We start from the raw sequence: 16129 nt of genomic DNA on the forward strand, positions 1-16129 counted from the left end.
GCCCCAGATCAAGCCGCTGCCGGCTCCGCTTCCCGCGAACTGTGGTGCCGGCGGATGGTGGCACTGATGACCGCAGCGATGGTGCACATGGCTGCGGCTCCCAGCCAGGCGTAGGTGTAGTGGCCGGTGGCATCCCGCAAGGCCCCGGCCGCGATGGCCGCCGCGGCGGCGCCCAGCTGGTGGGCGGCGAAGACCCATCCGAACACCACACTGCCGTCAGCACCGAACGTTTCACGGCAGATGGCGGCCGTGGGCGGAACGGTGGCCACCCAGTCCAATCCGTAGATCACCACGAACACGATCATGCTGGGCTGCACGTGTGCATTCAGCAGCAGCGGCAGCACCAGCAGCCCGATGCCGCGGAACTGGTAGTAGACGGCGAGCAGGACGCGGGGGTTGAAGCGGTCCGTCAGCCAGCCCGAGGCGATGGTCCCGATAATGTCGAAGATTCCGACGACGGCCAGCAGGCCCGCGGCCGTGGTTTCGGGCATGCCGTGGTCATGGGCGGAGGGGATGAAGTGGGTGCCGATCAGACCGTTGGTGGTGGCGCCGCAGATGGCGAAACCGGCCGCGAGCGCCCAGAACGTGCGCACCCTGCTGGCGCGCTTGAGGACCTGGAGCGCCCGGACGGCGGCGTTGCTGCGCGGGGCGCCTTCCGGAGCCGCTGCCGGGGAACCAGCCTGTTCTTCAATGGCTGGCCCTTCCGCGCCGTAGGGCAGCACCCCGACGTCGGCCGGCGAGTTCTTGAGGAACTTCAGCACCAGCGGGACCACGGCAAGCGCCCCGGCAGCGATCAGCAGGGAGGCCTGGCGCCACCCGGGATCCTGCGCGAGGAGGGCGATGAAGGGCAGGAAGACCAGCTGGCCGGCGGCGCTGCCGGCCGTCAGGATGCCGATGACCAGGCCCCGGTTTTTCGTAAACCACGTGTTGGCGATGGTGGCGGCGAAGACCAGTGCCATGGAGCCGGTGCCGAGCCCGATCAGCAGCCCCCAGGTGAGGAGGATCTGCCATGACTGGTTGACCAGCACGGTCAGCGCGCTGCCCATGCCGATCAGGACCAGGGCTGTTGATGTGACGGCCCGGATGCCGAACCGCTCCATCAGGGCGGCGGCAAACGGAGCCGTGAGGCCGAACAGCACCAGGTTGATGCTGACGGCCGCCGAGAGCACGGTGGTGGACCAGCCGAACTCCTGCTGGAGCGGCACCATGAGGACGCCCGGGGCGGCCCGGAATCCGGCTGCCCCAACCAAGGCAAGGAATGCCACGGCGGCGACGATCCAGGCCGGGTGCAGGCGGCGTCGAGGTCCGGGTGCCTGAAGAACGGTGGTCTGCGAGGGAGTTCCGGCCGTTTCCTCGGGCAGGGTGCTCACGATGCCGCTCCCTTCCCGGATGCGGTGGACAGCCGGATGGGTTGATCGGACCTGGACCGGCTGTGCCAGCTGGTGTTGGCCGCCGTCAGCCGCGCGCCGCATTCGGTGCAGGTGTCCGCCGAGGTGGTGGGTTTCCCGCAGCCGGTGTGGATCACGTAAAGGTGGGCCTGGTCCGACGGCGCGGGCAGGTGTTTTTCCGCCCACATGGTGACCGCGTTCAGCACCGGCAGGGCGTCCTCACCCTTGGGGGTGAGGACGTACTCCTGGCGTGTGCGGCCGCCGTCGTCGTAGGCCTTCCTGGCCAGCAGCCCGGACTCAACCAGGCCTGCCAGGCGTTTGGTGAGCACCGAGTCCGCCACTTCCAGCCGGCTTTTCATGGCGTCGAAGCGGCCATTCCCAAAGAAGACCTCGCGCAGCACCAGGATGCTCCAGGGGTCGCCCAGGATGTCCAGGCCGCGGGCCATGCTGCAGCTGCGTTGGGACCAGTCGGATCGAAGAGGCATAGGGAAAACCCTAGCTGGCTTTCCTCAAGAAAGCCAGACCCTTTCGTGGTTACGGGATGGCCGAGAACGCCTGGTCCAGGTCCGCGATCAGGTCCTCCACGTCCTCGATGCCGCAGGACAGCCGCAGCAGGTTGACCGGGACGGCCAGCTCGGTGCCCTTGACGGACGCGTGGGTCATCTCGGAGGGGTAGTTCATCAGCGACTCGATCCCGCCCAGGGATTCGGCGAGCGTGAACACGGACGTGGACTCCGCCACCTTCCGGGCCGCCGCCTCACCGCCCTTGAACTGCACCGAGACCATGCCGCCGAACTTCCGCATCTGCTTTTTGGCGAGCTCATGGCCGGGGTGGCTGGGCAGGCCCGGATACAGGACGGCCTCAACCTCCGGTCGTTCCAGCAGCCACTCCGCCACGGCCTGCCCGTTCTCGCTGTGCCGGTCCATGCGGACGCCCAGGGTCTTCAGTCCGCGGGTGGTCAGGAAGGCGTCCATGGGCCCGGACACGGCGCCCACGGCGAACTGGACGAAGCCGATCTTTTCCGCCAGTTCGGCGTCCTTCACCACGACGGCGCCGCCCACCACGTCGGAGTGGCCGCCGATGTACTTGGTGGTGGAGTGGACCACCACGTCCGCACCCAGGGCGAGCGGGGTCTGCAGGTAGGGGGACGCGAAGGTGTTGTCGACCACCAGGAGGGCCCCGGCGTCGTGCGCTATGTCCGCGAGCGCTGCGATGTCGGTGATCTTCATCAGCGGATTGGAGGGGGTCTCCACCCACAGGAAGCGGGTCTTATGGGAGGCCACGGCGTCGCGGACCATGTCCAGGTTGGCCATGTCCACGGGGGTGTTGCCAATTCCCCAGTCGCCGAGCACCCGGCTGATCAGCCGGTACGTGCCACCGTAGGCGTCATTGCCCAGCACGATGTGGTCCCCGGGGCGGGTCAGCGCGCGGATCAGGGCGTCCTCCGCGGCCAGGCCGGAGCTGAAGCTGTAGGCGGAGGTGCCCAGTTCCAGCGACGCGAGCTGTTCCTGCAGCGCGTCCCGGGTGGGGTTTCCGCCGCGCCCGTATTCGTAGCCGCTGCGCAGTCCCCCGATCCCGTCCTGGGCATAGGTGGAACTGAAGTGCAGCGGCGGCACCACGGCTCCGGTGCGGGGCTCGAAGTCCTGGCCGGCGTGGACGGCGCGGGTGTTGAAACCTTGGTTTTCAGGCAGGGACATGGTGCTCCTTTGCGGGTAACGCAGATCAGTTGCTGAGGTAGGCCAGCAGGTCGTGCCGGGTGAGGATGCCAACGGGCGCACCCACGAACGTGACCATCAGGGTGTCCGTGTCAGACAGCAGTTCCCTGGCGGCAGAGATGGTTTCCAGCGATCCGATGACGGGCAGCTTGGGTCCCATATGCTCGGAGATCTTGTCCGTCAGCTTGGCCTCGCCCCGGAACAGTTTGGCAGTCAGTGTGCGCTCGTCCACGGCGCCGAGGACCTCGCCCATGACCACGGGCGGTTCCTGGGACAGGACCGGGATGTGGCTGACGCCGAACTCGTTCATGATGTTGATGACGTCGCGGACAGACTCGTTGGGGTGGATGTGCACCAGGTCCGGCAGTTCGCCGTTCTTGGACTTGATGACCTCCCCCACGGAGGTTTCCTCGCCGCCGGAGAGGAAACCATAGGAGCGCATCCACTGGTCGTTGAAGATCTTGGCCAGGTAGCCGCGTCCTGAGTCTGGGAGGATGACCACGACGACGGCGCTTTCCGGCAGGTCCCGGGCCGCCTGCAGCGCGGCTACCACGGCCATCCCGGAGGAGCCGCCCACCAGCAGTCCCTCCTCCCGCGCCAGCCGGCGGGTCATGGCGAAGGAATCGGCGTCGCTGACGGCGATCACCTCGTCCGGGACCGACTTGTCGTAGTTGGCCGGCCACATGTCCTCGCCAACGCCCTCCACGAAGTAGGGGCGCCCGGTCCCGCCGGAGTAGACCGAGCCCGCGGGGTCCGCGCCGATGATCTTGACCACGCCGCCGTCGGACTCCGGCCGGTCCGCCGAAACCTCCTTGAGGTACCGCCCGGTGCCGGTGATGGTGCCGCCCGTGCCCGCGCCGATAACGCAGTGCGTTACCTTGCCGTCGGTATCGCGCCAGATCTCCGGGCCGGTGGTCTTGTAGTGGCTGCCCGGGGCGGCGGGATTGGAGAACTGGTCCGGCTTGTAGGCGCCCGGCGTCTCCCGGGTGATGCGGTCCGAGACGCCGTAGTAGCTTTGCGGGCTGTCCGGCGGAACGGAGGTGGGCGTGACCACCACTTCCGCGCCGTACGCCTGCAGCACCGCACGCTTGTCCTCGCCCACCTTGTCCGGGACCACGAAGATGCACTTGTAGCCCTTCTGCTGCGCCACCAGGGCCAGGCCCACGCCGGTGTTGCCGGAGGTGGGCTCCACAATGGTGCCGCCGGGCTTCAGCTTGCCCTCGCGCTCGGCGTCCTCGATCATCTGCGCGGCGATGCGGTCCTTGATGGATCCGCCCGGATTCAGGTACTCAAGTTTGACCAGGATGGTGGCCTTGAGGCCGTCGGTCACGTGGTTGAGTTTGATGAGCGGGGTATTGCCGATGAGGTCCAGGATGGACTGGGCGTACTTCATAGGTACTAAGCTACCGCTTCCTGCGCGCCCGCCCCGGTGCGGGATGCGAGGATAGGCCGGTGAAGCAGTTCGCATGGCTGAAAGCCGCCCGGAGCTACCTGCTGCCCGGCGGAACGCTGGCAGCAGGTATAGCCACCCTGGCACTCGGTGCGCTCCCCCTGCCCGCGTTCGGGGAGCTTTCTTCCCGGACCATTCCCATCCTGGCCTTCGTGCTGGCCATGTCCCTGGTCACCGAACTGGTGGACGAGGCAGGACTGTTCCGGGTGGTGACGGACAGGCTGGCGGCCCTGGGCCGTGGCCGGGTCTTCCAGCTGTGGCTGCTGGTGGTGGCGGTGGCCACGGTGTCCACTGTGTTCCTGTCCCTGGATACGACGGCGGTGCTGGTGACGCCCGTGGTGGTCCTGCTGGCCGTCCATGCCCGGATCCCGCCGCTGCCGTTTGCGCTGACCAGCATCTGGCTGGCCAATACCGCTTCACTGCTGCTTCCCGTTTCCAACCTCACCAACCTCCTGGCCCAGGACCGGCTGGGCCTGAGCCCCTGGCGTTTTGCGGGGCTGGTGTGGGCGCCTGCCCTGGTGGGCCTGCTGGTCCCCCTGGTCCTGTTGTGGCTGGCTTTCCGGCGGGACCTGCGCGGAACATACGGGCCGCAGCCTGCGCATCCCATCCGCGACCGCACCCTGTTGAAGGCCGCTGCCGTCACGCTCCTGGTCCTGTTGCCTGCGCTGGTGTCCGGAGTGCCGGTGCAGTATCCGGCACTGGCAGCCGCGGCCTTCCTCCTGGTGGTCTTCCTGCGCCGCCGGCCGTCCGTCCTGCGGTGGTCAATGGTGCCATGGCGGCCGCTGATGCTGACGGTGGGCCTGTTCATGCTCATGGAAGCGCTGCACGCGCACGGCCTGACCGCACTGCTGGCGGGTGTTGCCGGTTCCGGTGAGAGCCTGCCTGCGCTCCTGCAGCTGGCCGGGCTGGGTGCCGGTGCCGCCAACGCCGCCAACAACCTGCCCGCCTACCTGGCACTGGAACCGGTGGCGGGATCGCCGGCAAGGCTTGCGGCACTGCTCATCGGAGTGAACCTTGGGCCGCTGGTGACTCCGTGGGCGTCGCTGGCCACCCTGCTCTGGCATGAGCGGCTGCGGGTGCTGAACGTCCCCATCCGGTGGGGCGGGTTCGCCCTGGCGGGCCTGGTGGCCGTGGTGCTGACGGTGCCGCTGGCCGTCCTGGCGCTGTGGCTGGTTTCCGGCACGCCGTGAAACGGCCGGGCCGCCGTGAAACGGCAGCCCCGGACCGGCACCCGTGAAACGGCACCGTACAGCGAAGGCTGTCAGCCGCGCTGGGCGTCCCCTTCGGCCGGGAGATTCTCCCAGAGGCCCATCACGTTGCCCTCGGAATCCCTGAAGTAGGCCGTGTAGCCCATGCCGGGAATTTCGTTCTTCGGTACCACCACTGATCCACCCAGTTCCTCCACCCTCTTGAGGGTGGCATTGATGTCCGGGACGTCCACCGTGACCACCGGGTTGGTGATCTCCCCTCCCTGGCCATCATGCCCCCGTTGATGGCACCGGCGGCCACCGGCTGGCCGTTGTCATCCATGTCCGCGGTGATGACCATGCTGTAGTCCATCCCTGGCACTGGTTCGATCCGCCAGCCCAAGGCTTCCCGGTAGAACTTGCTGGCCCGGTCCTGGTCGTCCGCGGGGATTTCGAAATGCACCACTCCGCCCATCATGGCCCTCCTGCCGTGTCGGGTTGCGGCGCAGTCTGTTCCGCGCCACAGGGTGGATTCTAGGTTTTGCCCGGGCGGCGAATTAGGGCCGTTCTACCTTTGCTTCCGGCCGTTTTCCTCCCCCGGCTGGCTTATGGGCCGGCTGGTTGTCCCGCCGCTGTCAGTGGTCCGTGGGACGATTGAAGGCATGACGATCGCAGAGGCACCTCCCCGGGTGGCAGCCGCGGCGGACGTGTCCCTGCGGTGGTATCCGGAGGCCCCGTACAGCCTTTCCCGCACGCTTGCGCCTCTTCTGCGGGGCAACAGTGATCCTTCCTTCTGCGTTCAAGGCGACGTTATCTGGAATGCGTTTACGACGCCGGCCGGTCCGGCAACCATGCGGCTCGCCCCGGCGGGCGGCGAGGCAGCAGACGGCCCCTTGGTGGACATCCAGGCCTGGGGTCCCGGCGCCGCGGCCGCCGTCAGGGCAGCGCCCCGGCTCCTGGGGGACGACGACGACTGGCGGGGTTTCGACGAACCCTCCTTCCATGCCACACTGCCCCACATGGTCCGGGAGGCCCGGCGGCGCAGCCTGGCGGTGCGGCTGCCGTCCAGCGGCCGCATGGTGGACCAGCTGGTGCCGATCATCCTGGAGCAGAAGGTGACGGTCATTGAGGCGCGGCGCGCCTACCGCTACCTGGTGCACCGGTACGGAACCCCGGCGCCCCGGGCCGGTACGTCCACCCCGGCCGGGCTGGTGGTGGCGCCAACGGCAGCGCAGTGGCTGCAGGTTCCCAGTTGGGAGTGGCACAGGGCCGGCGTGGGTCCCCAGCGCTCAGCCACCGTCATGCGCGCGCTGCGCTCCGCCGCCGCACTTGAACGGCTCGCCGCGCTGCCGGCCGCGGAGGCTGCCGGGAAGATGCAGGTCATTCCGGGCATCGGGGTATGGACCGCCGCCGAGGTTGTGCAGCGCACCCACGGCTGCCCGGATTCGATCTCCGTGGGCGACTACCACCTCGCCGCCTACGTGGGGGCGGCGCTCACCGGACGCAGGACGGACGACGCCGGGATGCTCCGGCTGCTGGAACCCTGGCGGGGGCACCGGCAGCGCGTGGTCCGGATGATCCAGAGCACCGGTTACCGCAAGCCCACTTTTGGCCCGCGGATGACCATCCAGGACCACCGGGGGCACTGAGGCTTGCCACGGCAGGTCAACGGGTGCTTGATCCGGACCGCGATGGGTAAGGCTACGGTGTGGCGTCCAGCCAGGCACGGCCGGACCACGATTGAGAGGAATCCATGAGCTCCGATCCTGGACGCACCAACTACGCCGGCGGGGAACCCCTGGACGTGGATCCAACCGGGCAAGACCCCGCGGTGGTGGACCCGGAGGCGCACGATCCTGACGGGGATGCCAAATTGAAGCTGCAACTGGCCATCTTCGACGTGACTCGCCGCGGGGCCACGGGCAAGAGCCTTGAGGAAATCCGGGAGATGCTGCTGACCGCGTTCACCGCGCGGGACGTTGCCCCACCACCGTTCACCTGGGTGGAGTCCGTGGCGTCGTCGGCGTTCTACGGTGAGCCCTACATCATCGACTACCCAACAGCCATCGCCGCCGACGATCTGGAGGCTGCCCCCGATGAGACGGTGCGGGAGCGGCTGGCCGCCCGACGGAAACTGCGCGAGACCCAACTGCCGCAGGGGATCCTTCCGGCCCCGTCCGAGTGGCACATTCCCGCCAACGAGGTCACCGGCGGCAGGACGCGACAGGCCCCCATGGCCGGAAGGAACGGGGCAGCGGTCCTGGCCTTGGTCGCACTGGCGGCGGGCGCCGTCGTGGCCGTTGTGGCGCTACGGCTATCCCGCCGCCCAACCGGCCGCAGTAGCTAGCGGGCAGTTCTCCCCATGCCTCCGGCGGCGCGCCTCGCGTAAGCTTGAGCCTGGATATTTGGGGGAATAATGGCAGGCATTTATGGGGCGGACGTCGCCCAACTTCGCGCCCTGGGAAAGGCCCTTACCGCCTCTTCCGCGCGCTTGATGTCCACTGCCACGGCGCTGTCGAGGAACATGGGCGAGCCGGGCACCTGGAAAGGGGCCGACGCCGAGAGGTTCCGGAACGACTGGAATGGCACGCACAGCCTCCTGCTGGGCCGCGTCATTGAGGCCCTTGCGGACGCAGGGAAGGCAGCCGCACAGCACGCGGACGAGCAGGAACGCGCCAGCGGCGCCGGTGGCGCGTCAGGCCGGACCAGTACGGCCGGGGGCCCTCCCGGCAAGGCCGCCGGGGATGCGACGTCCGATTACCTGACCGGCGGGGAGCATTCTGTGGCGCGCCACCCCGACCGCGGCGAAGCGAACCTTGCCGCGCCCGAACTGGACAGGCTACAGGGCCTGGTCAGGGACGCTGCGTCGGGCGACAACTTCTTTGTGGGCAACGATTCGGACGTCAACAAGCTCCGCGACGCCTTGACCGGGCTCAAACCTGCCCAGCTGAACCAGTTGCTGGAGTCGTTAACCGATGATGAGCTCCGAAGCCTGGGCAGCGGCGCGGCGACCGACGGCAGGGGACTGTTCAACTGGGAGGGAACCACGCCTTTCGAACGTCAGCAACTGCTGGACCAGCTCCTGTCCAAGGCGTCAGCAGAGCAGGTGGGGCGCCTGAAGGACCTCATACCGTGGGCCCAGCCGGACGGGCAGGCCATGGGAGATGCAGCGAGGCCTGATGGCCCTGACGCCAGCAGCACGAACCGGTGGATGGAACCCAAGTGGCCGGTGGTCGGACAACGCCCGGGCACTGACGACATCAGGCAGGGGCAGTACGGGGACTGCGTGGTTTTGGCCGCCGCCGGGGCCATGATCAATGCCGATTCGGGCTGGGCCCGCGAGCACGTAACGGACAACGGCAACGGCACGGTTTCCGTCCTGCTGTTCGACAAGAACGGAGAGGAGCAGTGGATCACCGTCACCTCGGACCTGCCGGCAAACAGCAAGGGCGCACAGATGGGAGCCAAAGCAGGGTTTGGCGGCAACTGGCCTGCCTATGTCGAGAAAGCGCTGGCACAGGTTTACACCGAGGACGACAGAAACGACGGGACAGCGGAAGGGGCGCCCCCGGACCAGGCGTATCCGCCAGGCAACTACCGCGCCATTGAAGGCAACTGGGGTCCCGACGCATTCCAGTTTTTGGCAGGACCGGACGTGGAACGCACCGACGACGCCGGGAAGCTGTGGGAGGCGGCCGGCCGCGGACGTCCGGCCTTGGTCACAACACTGGGTGAAACGCCGGAGGAGGCGCCCAACGGATACCGTGCCGGCCACGCCTATTTCGTTACCGGAGTTGACGAGCGGGGGAACATCATCCTTCAAAACCCATGGGGCCCCTCCGAGCCGCGCATGTACATCTCGCAGGACGAATTCACCAAGCTCTTCAGCGATGCCACGGTGGCGCGCTGATGCCGCGTCCAGCCCTGCGGCTTCGTGGCCGCATTCTCGCTTGCACGGTTTTGCCTCTGGCACTCTCTCTGAGCGGCTGCTCCCCTCCGCAGAGCCGTCCCAACAGCACTCACCCCAAGCATCAAAGGAGCCAGCCATGACGTCAACGGCAAGCTGCACCAACACTGGAATTTACCGGATCATCCCGTCTGCAAATGGCTCTTTTCCGCTTCTGCCGGATTCCCCGCGGGGCTCGGATGCCACACCGCTCGTGCGACTGTCCAGCACACACCTGAAGAATGACCCGCCGACGGTGGACCTGTCGGTAGCCTTGTTCGAGGTCAGCAGCCCGGCATCGAAAGACTTTCCGGGGTTGGCACTCGGGCAGGAAGCCACATTTGACGGCTACACCATCCGGATCACCTCGATCTGCGAGGGCGAAGTCCGATTCGACCTGGTGCAGCAGCCCCGCTAGTCAGAGCCCCAGCCGGGCCACCGCTTCCTCGCGCATCTGGACCTTGCGGACCTTCCCTGAGACCGTCATGGGGAAACTCTCGCGCACCTCCACGTAGCGCGGGATCTTGTAGTGGGCCAGCCTCCCCCGGCAGTACTCGGCCACCGCTGCGGCGTCCAGCCGTTCCGCGCCCGGCTTGAGGATTATGCAGGCCATCAGCTCCTCCCCATATGTGGGATCAGGAACCCCAATCACCTGGACGTCCTGGATGGCAGGGTGCGTGTACAGGAACTCCTCGATTTCCCGGGGGTAGATGTTCTCCCCGCCCCGGATCACCATGTCCTTGATCCGGCCCTCCACCACCACGTACCCGTCGTCGTCCATCCGGGCGAGGTCGCCGGTGTGCATCCACCCGTCGGCGTCGATGGCTTCGGCCGTCTTGTCAGGCTGGTTCCAGTACCCGGCCATCACCGCGTAGCCGCGGGTGCAGAGCTCACCGATCTGCCCGCGCTCCAGTTCCTCCCCGTGGCAGGGTCAACGATCCGGCTCTCCAGTTGCGGCATGGTCCGGCCCACGGTCTCGGTGCGCTGCTGCAGGGTGTCGCCCTTGCGGGTCATGGTGGAAACCGGCGAGGTCTCGGTCATGCCGTAGCAGATGGCCACATCCACCATGTTCATTTCCGAAATGACCCGGTTCATCACCTCGATGGGGCACAGCGAACCTGCCATGACGCCGGTGCGGAGCGTGGACAGATCGTAGGAACCGAAGTCGGGCAGCGCCAGCTCGGCGATGAACATGGTGGGCACCCCGTACAGGGACGTCCCCTCAAAGTCCTGGACGGCCTCAAGTGCGGCGGCGGGCGAGAAGCCCCGGCCCGGGATGATGGTGGCGGCGCCGTGGCTGAGGGCGTTGAGGTTGCCGATCACCATGCCGAAGCAGTGGTAGAAGGGCACAGGGATGACCACGCGGTCGTGCTCCGTGTAGCCCAGCAGCTCGCCGATCGCAAAACCGTTGTTCAGGATGTTGTGGTGCGTCAGCGTGGCACCCTTGGGGAACCCCGTGGTGCCGGAGGTGTACTGGAGGTTGATGGGATCGTGCGGGTGGAGTTCGGCCATGCGGGCCTTCAGGGCAGCGTGACTCACGTCGTCCGCCCGCTTGAGCAGTTCGGCGTACGTCAGTTCGGCATCGCTTTGGGGGCTCCCGGCCGTCAGCCCCTCCAGGCCGTGGTCCGGCAGGAAGACCAGCTCCCGCAGGTCCGGGCAAGTCAGCAGGGCCTGCCGCGCCATGGCCACGTAGTCGCTGTTGTTGTCCGACGGCGCCGTGAACAGCATGCGCATGCCGTTCTGCTTGACCACGAATTCCAGTTCATGGCTGCGGTAGGCCGGGTTGACGTTGACCAGGATGGCGCCGGCCTTGGCGGTGGCGTACTGCAGCAGCGTCCATTCGGCGCAGTTGGGGCTCCAGATGCCCACCCGCTCCCCCTTGGCGATGCCCAGGGCGAGGAGCGCACGCGCCAGCCGGTCGACGTCGTCGTTCATCTTTGTGTAGCTCCAGCGGCGGGCATCGGCGCCCGGCACCGGTGCGGCCTCAATCAAGGCGTCATGGAGGGGGAACTGGGCGGCCACGCGCTCGAAGTTCGCGCCGATGGTTTCCTCCAGGAGCGGGACGTCAGTGTCCCCGGCTGTATAAGCACGCATGATGGCACGCTACCAACAGGATCCCTGCAGGAGAAGGAAGACAGGCGGGGAAACGGGCGCAACACAACGGGGCGCCACCTGCAGCCCCGGTATTGTGAAAGGCATGAGTGCACCCATTGACCTGATAGCAACGTTCATTCCCAACGACGGCGAGTTCTTCCGCGTCAAGCTGGCCCTGGAAATCGCGATCGATGAGGTGGTGAACGAGCCAGGCTGCATCCGTTACGAGCTGACCGAAGCCACGGAGGAGAAGCTGGTCCTGACCGAACAGTGGGCGTCCGAGGAGGACCTGGACAAGCACTCCAAGGGCACCGCTGTGCAGGACCTGAACGAGTCGCTGAGCGCATTGCTGGCCGAACCGGTCAAGCTGGAACGCGTCTGACGCAGCCTGAACGCAAAAATGCGGGACCTCCAGTGGGAGGTCCCGCATTTTTGTGCTGTCAGAGTCTTAGAGGTCGGGGATCTGGGTGCCGTCCTGCGTACCGTCCCGGGGGCCGGCAGGCTGGCTGGCCGCCGCTGCCGCTTCTTCCCGCTGGCGGGCCACGTGGGCGTGGACCTCGTCCATGTCCAGTGCCTTCACCGCGTCCACCACCTGTTCCAGCTGCTGGGCGTTCAGGGCGCCGGGCTGCGAGAACACCAGCACCTTTTCACGGAAGGCCATCAGGGTGGGGATGGAGGTGATGCCTGCCTCCGCCGCCAGCTGCTGCTCTGCTTCGGTGTCCACTTTGGTGAACACGACGTCAGGGTGCTTCTCGGAAACTGCTGCGTAGGTGGGGCCGAACTGCTTGCAGGGGCCGCACCATTCTGCCCAGAAATCGACCAGGACAATGTCGTTGCCTTCGATCGTGGATGCGAACTGTTCACCTGTGATGTCGAGGGTAGCCATGTGTCCACGCTACGCGCCGGGGCCCCGGCTGTCGCCCGTGTTCGCTCCCCGCGTCATCGGGAATAGGGCAAGGACGACGCCGGCACGGGGGTTCAGCGGTTGGCATCCCACAGGTGCGGGGAAGGCGTGCGGCTGCCGGGCAGGGCGCTGGAGGCGCGCCACTCATGGATCCACTCGGGCAGCACCAGGTCCCCGGGCGGTGTCCCGAACTCCGCGATGATCTCCTCCTGGCTGACCGGGCCGGTCTTGGTGACCAGCCGGGTGGCGATGTAGGCACGTGCGTAAATCTCGCCGTCGGCCACCATGCGCTGCTCGAAGAAGATCGCCTTGGTGTCCAGCCCGATGATGCGGGTCTCGATGGCGTAGTCCTGCCACAGCTGCAGGGATTTGCGGAAGGAGATGGTTTCCGCCGACACCACCGGGCTCCAGCCGCGGCGGCGCATCCGCTTCCAGACGCCGCTGCGCACCATGAGGTCGAACCGGCCCAGGTCCATCAGGGACAGGTACATGCCGTTGTTGACGTGCATGGCGATGTCGATGTCCGTGGGCAGGACGCGCAATGGCAGGGATGCCGGTTCCCATACGGTGAGCGGCGGCCGCCGTTTCGACCGGAAAAGCAGAAGCAGTGTTCTCAGGAGCAGGTGCATGCCTCAATGTTACCCGCCGGTAACATCTTTTGGCCTGCTGTGCCGCGGTCCATCCCCTTAGGATTTTCTGCATGACGCAGCAACGCTACCGGGCCCTGGCGGAGTGGCCCCTGATGGCGACGGCACTGGTATTTCTCGGCGCATACGCCTGGCAGGTCATCGGCAGGGTCGAGGGCAGTGGGGCGGACTGGCTTGAGGCGGTCATGTGGGTGACCTGGTTCGTCTTCGTCCTGGACTACTCGGCAAACCTGTGGCTCTCGGCTGACCGGCGGCAGTGGTTCATCCGGAACCTGCACGAGCTGGTGATCGTGGCCTTGCCGTTCTTCCGGCCGCTGCGCCTGCTGCGCCTGGTCACATTGTTGTCCGTCCTGCACCGTACCGTGGGCGAAACGCTGCGCGGCCGCGTGGTCACGTATGTGGCGGGGTCCGCGGCGCTGCTGGTTTTTGTCGGTGCGCTGGCTGTGCTGGACGTCGAACAATGGGCGCCGGACGCCAAGATCACCACGTTCGGCGATGCCCTGTGGTGGGCCACCGCAACCATCACCACGGTGGGCTATGGGGACATGTACCCGGTGACGCCCATCGGCCGGCTGGTGGCCACGGCGCTGATGATGAGCGGCATCGCCGTGCTGGGTGTCGTGACGGCGTCCATTGCCTCCTGGCTCGTCCAGCGGGTTGAGGATACAGCGGAAACGGTGGCGGAGGCCGTGGAAGAGCCGCTGCGGGTTGAAGTGACGGAACTGGTGGCCGAGATTGCCTCATTGCGCCGGGAAATCGCCGAGCTGCGGGAACGCCGGACGCCGTAGAAGCGGGGATTGAGAGATTCCGTTTGGTGGTTGGCCTGCGCCCTCCAGGTCACGGCCGGTGGCAAGTATTGGGCTTCCGGATGCTGAGTAGCTTCGCTGCCGCGGGCGGGTACCGGCCCCGAAAACTCGGGTAATTCCTACTGGTGCCCCGGCCTTGGGGCGATTCCTAGACTCGGGATTCCTAGGACCAACACGCACTGGCAGGTCCCCCGGGTGGCTTCCGGACGTTCCTGCCTTCACGCGGAGTTCCGCATTTTCTGGGTATGCGGATGCCTCCACCCTGTGCCGCCTGCGGCTCCGGCAACTGCCGGGGCCGGCGGTGCAATGACTTCGCCATCCGTCCGGCGCACCGGTGTGCAGCAGCACAACCTGGCTGGACCGAACCCAGATGGGCCAACTCCATGAAACAGCCTTTCATCCCCTCCCCCGAGGGCACCAGCAGAAGCTTCGCCACCGACGAACCACGGACTGACCTCAACAGCGGCCGGCCGGTCATCAGCAACAAGTTATGGGCCGGCATGGCCACGGCGGCCGTTGTGGCCGCGGTAGGCGTGGGCGCCATGGCAGCGCCGCCCGCTACCCTCGGCGGAAGCACGACGGCGGCGGCCCAGGTGGCAGAGGCCGCCTCACCACCGTCGCCAAGCGCCGCAGCCGAAACAGCCACGGACGCCGTGGCATCCGGACAAAGCGATCCGGGTGCGGCATCGGCGGTGGCGGCACAGGCTGCTGCGCCGGCCGCCGACCCGGCGCCTGCCCCCGCACCGGCAGCAGCCGAACCTGCGCCCGCACCGGCCCCCGCACCGGCCCCCGCGCCTGCCGGTGACCCCAACGTGTACACCGTGGTCCCGGGCGACACCGTGGGCGCGATTGCTGCCGGCCATGGCGTGGACATGAACGCCATGCTCGCGGCCAACGGGCTCAGCGCCTACAGCATCATCTACCCTGGCCAGACGCTCCTGCTGACCGGTCCGGCCATCGCAGTGGCCGCACCCGCCCCGGCTCCGGCCGCGGCACCTGCCGCGGCCCCGGCTCCAGCGGCCGCACCGGCACCTGCTCCGGCTCCCGTCCCCGCAGCGCCTGCAATCCGGACCATTTACGTTGCCGGCTCCGGCGGCCAGTCCATGGTGGACGCCTGCATCGGGCCGATCCACTTCACCCCCAATGACGGCTATTCACTGTTCATCACCGAGCATGATTTCTGCGGCGGCTGGGCCCGGTTCTCCGGGATCAGCGTGGGTGAGACGGTGAGCATCCCGGGCTATGGAACCTTCACGGTAACGGGGCGCGGGACGGTCCCCAATCCCGGAACCACCAACGACGTGATTGCGGTGTTCGGCGGTTTCCCCGGGCGATCCTGCAGACCTGCATCCCGGGCACCAGCCAGATGCTGCTGATCGCACTGAACTGAAGGCACGTGAACCCGGGAGCTGACCCGGGTTATCAAAAGCTTGTCCGCGGGTCCGAACCTTTACGGCTTGGATCCGCGGACAAGGCCATGACATGTCGCCGGCGCTATATCCCGTGGCGCTCCGAGATGTGCTCCACCAGTTCGCCTACGCGCTGTTCGGAGTAGTTGCGCGCAATGTCGCCCTGGCTGATGATGCCCACCAGTTTGTGGTCGGAGATCACCGGGAGCCTGCGGACCTGGTGCTTTTCCATCATGTCGATGGCTGCATCGACGTTGGCGTCGGCGTCGACGCAGTAGGGCTTGCCGGAGGCGAGGTCGCGGGCCATCATCTGGCCCGGGTCACGGCCGGCGGCGACGCACTTGAGCACAATGTCGCGGTCGGTGAGCATGCCCTTCAACTTGCCGTCATCCCCGCAGATGGGGAGGGCGCCGCAGTCCAGGTCCTGCATCATCCGGGCGGCGTCCACAAGGGACTCGCCTTCACGGATACATCGCGCATCCGTGGTCATGAATTCACGTACAGCACTCATTGAATCCTCCTTCATCGATGGATTTATCGACGCAGGGCATCGGGGCACGTGCGCCGATTCTGTCAGACTAC

The 16129-nt window shown here is 67.1% G+C and carries 14 protein-coding genes and 3 pseudogenes; 8 read left to right on the top strand and 9 right to left on the bottom strand.

What is annotated here, in order from left to right; translation table 11 throughout:
- Window positions 1-8 precede the first annotated feature (8 nt).
- From OUO20_RS11555 to OUO20_RS11570, 4 genes are read right to left on the bottom strand one after another with little or no spacing between them, the layout of a single operon-like run.
- Window positions 9-1370 carry an MFS transporter gene (locus tag OUO20_RS11555; protein ID WP_442781080.1) on the bottom strand — a complete coding sequence of 454 codons (1362 nt, stop codon included), beginning with the start codon at window positions 1368-1370 and terminating at the stop codon, window positions 9-11.
- Window positions 1367-1873, bottom strand: coding sequence for a winged helix-turn-helix transcriptional regulator (locus OUO20_RS11560; RefSeq protein ID WP_268001762.1), 507 nt, complete (start codon window positions 1871-1873; stop codon window positions 1367-1369). The genes OUO20_RS11555 and OUO20_RS11560 overlap by 4 nt, the downstream gene beginning before the upstream one ends.
- A gap of 49 nt (window positions 1874-1922) precedes the next feature.
- A complete protein-coding gene (locus tag OUO20_RS11565) occupies window positions 1923-3086 on the bottom strand; it encodes a cystathionine gamma-synthase (RefSeq protein WP_018769059.1) in 1164 nt (387 codons plus the stop codon).
- 25 nt (window positions 3087-3111) lie between these two features.
- Window positions 3112-4497, bottom strand: coding sequence for a cystathionine beta-synthase (locus OUO20_RS11570; protein WP_018769058.1), 1386 nt, complete (start codon window positions 4495-4497; stop codon window positions 3112-3114).
- A 59-nt stretch (window positions 4498-4556) separates the two neighbouring features.
- On the opposite strand from OUO20_RS11570, the gene OUO20_RS11575 reads away from it, so the two are divergent.
- A complete protein-coding gene (locus OUO20_RS11575; RefSeq protein ID WP_223992351.1) occupies window positions 4557-5744 on the top strand; it encodes an SLC13 family permease in 1188 nt (395 codons plus the stop codon).
- A 71-nt stretch (window positions 5745-5815) separates the two neighbouring features.
- Here the strand turns inward: OUO20_RS11575 and OUO20_RS11580 are convergent.
- Window positions 5816-6219: pseudogene (locus tag OUO20_RS11580) on the bottom strand (VOC family protein).
- 184 nt (window positions 6220-6403) lie between these two features.
- Here OUO20_RS11580 and OUO20_RS11585 point away from each other — a divergent pair.
- The 4 genes from OUO20_RS11585 (at window position 6404) to OUO20_RS11600 (ending at window position 10105) form a co-directional block, all read left to right on the top strand.
- Complete coding sequence (locus tag OUO20_RS11585) at window positions 6404-7390, top strand: DNA-3-methyladenine glycosylase family protein (protein WP_223992352.1); 987 nt, start codon at window positions 6404-6406, stop codon at window positions 7388-7390.
- 104 nt (window positions 7391-7494) lie between these two features.
- On the top strand, window positions 7495-8088 hold the full coding sequence (locus OUO20_RS11590; RefSeq protein WP_018769054.1) for a hypothetical protein: 594 nt from the start codon (window positions 7495-7497) through the stop codon (window positions 8086-8088).
- Window positions 8089-8157: 69 nt separating this feature from the next.
- Entirely contained in the window at window positions 8158-9651 is a 1494-nt protein-coding gene (locus OUO20_RS11595; RefSeq protein ID WP_268001763.1) for a hypothetical protein, read from the top strand.
- A gap of 136 nt (window positions 9652-9787) precedes the next feature.
- Window positions 9788-10105, top strand: coding sequence for a hypothetical protein (locus OUO20_RS11600; protein ID WP_018769052.1), 318 nt, complete (start codon window positions 9788-9790; stop codon window positions 10103-10105).
- Here the strand turns inward: OUO20_RS11600 and OUO20_RS11605 are convergent.
- Window positions 10106-11781, bottom strand: a pseudogene (locus tag OUO20_RS11605) (AMP-binding protein).
- Between the two features lie 103 nt (window positions 11782-11884).
- Here OUO20_RS11605 and OUO20_RS11610 point away from each other — a divergent pair.
- Window positions 11885-12163, top strand: coding sequence for a putative quinol monooxygenase (locus OUO20_RS11610; protein WP_018769050.1), 279 nt, complete (start codon window positions 11885-11887; stop codon window positions 12161-12163).
- 66 nt (window positions 12164-12229) lie between these two features.
- On the opposite strand, the gene trxA is transcribed toward OUO20_RS11610, so the two are convergent.
- On the bottom strand, window positions 12230-12667 hold the full coding sequence (gene trxA / locus OUO20_RS11615) for a thioredoxin (protein ID WP_268001764.1): 438 nt from the start codon (window positions 12665-12667) through the stop codon (window positions 12230-12232).
- A gap of 92 nt (window positions 12668-12759) precedes the next feature.
- Window positions 12760-13314, bottom strand: coding sequence for an acyl-CoA thioesterase (locus OUO20_RS11620; protein ID WP_056393057.1), 555 nt, complete (start codon window positions 13312-13314; stop codon window positions 12760-12762).
- 71 nt (window positions 13315-13385) lie between these two features.
- On the opposite strand from OUO20_RS11620, the gene OUO20_RS11625 reads away from it, so the two are divergent.
- Together OUO20_RS11625 and OUO20_RS11630 are read left to right on the top strand one after the other, a co-directional pair.
- Window positions 13386-14120 carry an ion channel gene (locus OUO20_RS11625; protein WP_018769047.1) on the top strand — a complete coding sequence of 245 codons (735 nt, stop codon included), beginning with the start codon at window positions 13386-13388 and terminating at the stop codon, window positions 14118-14120.
- A gap of 401 nt (window positions 14121-14521) precedes the next feature.
- A pseudogene (locus OUO20_RS11630) lies at window positions 14522-15528 on the top strand (LysM peptidoglycan-binding domain-containing protein).
- 104 nt (window positions 15529-15632) lie between these two features.
- On the opposite strand, the gene OUO20_RS11635 reads toward OUO20_RS11630, so the two are convergent.
- Window positions 15633-16058, bottom strand: coding sequence for a CBS domain-containing protein (locus OUO20_RS11635; RefSeq protein WP_268001765.1), 426 nt, complete (start codon window positions 16056-16058; stop codon window positions 15633-15635).
- Window positions 16059-16129 lie beyond the last annotated feature (71 nt).

The organism is Arthrobacter sp. FX8, from assembly GCF_026723805.1.
Lineage (GTDB): Bacteria > Actinomycetota > Actinomycetes > Actinomycetales > Micrococcaceae > Arthrobacter.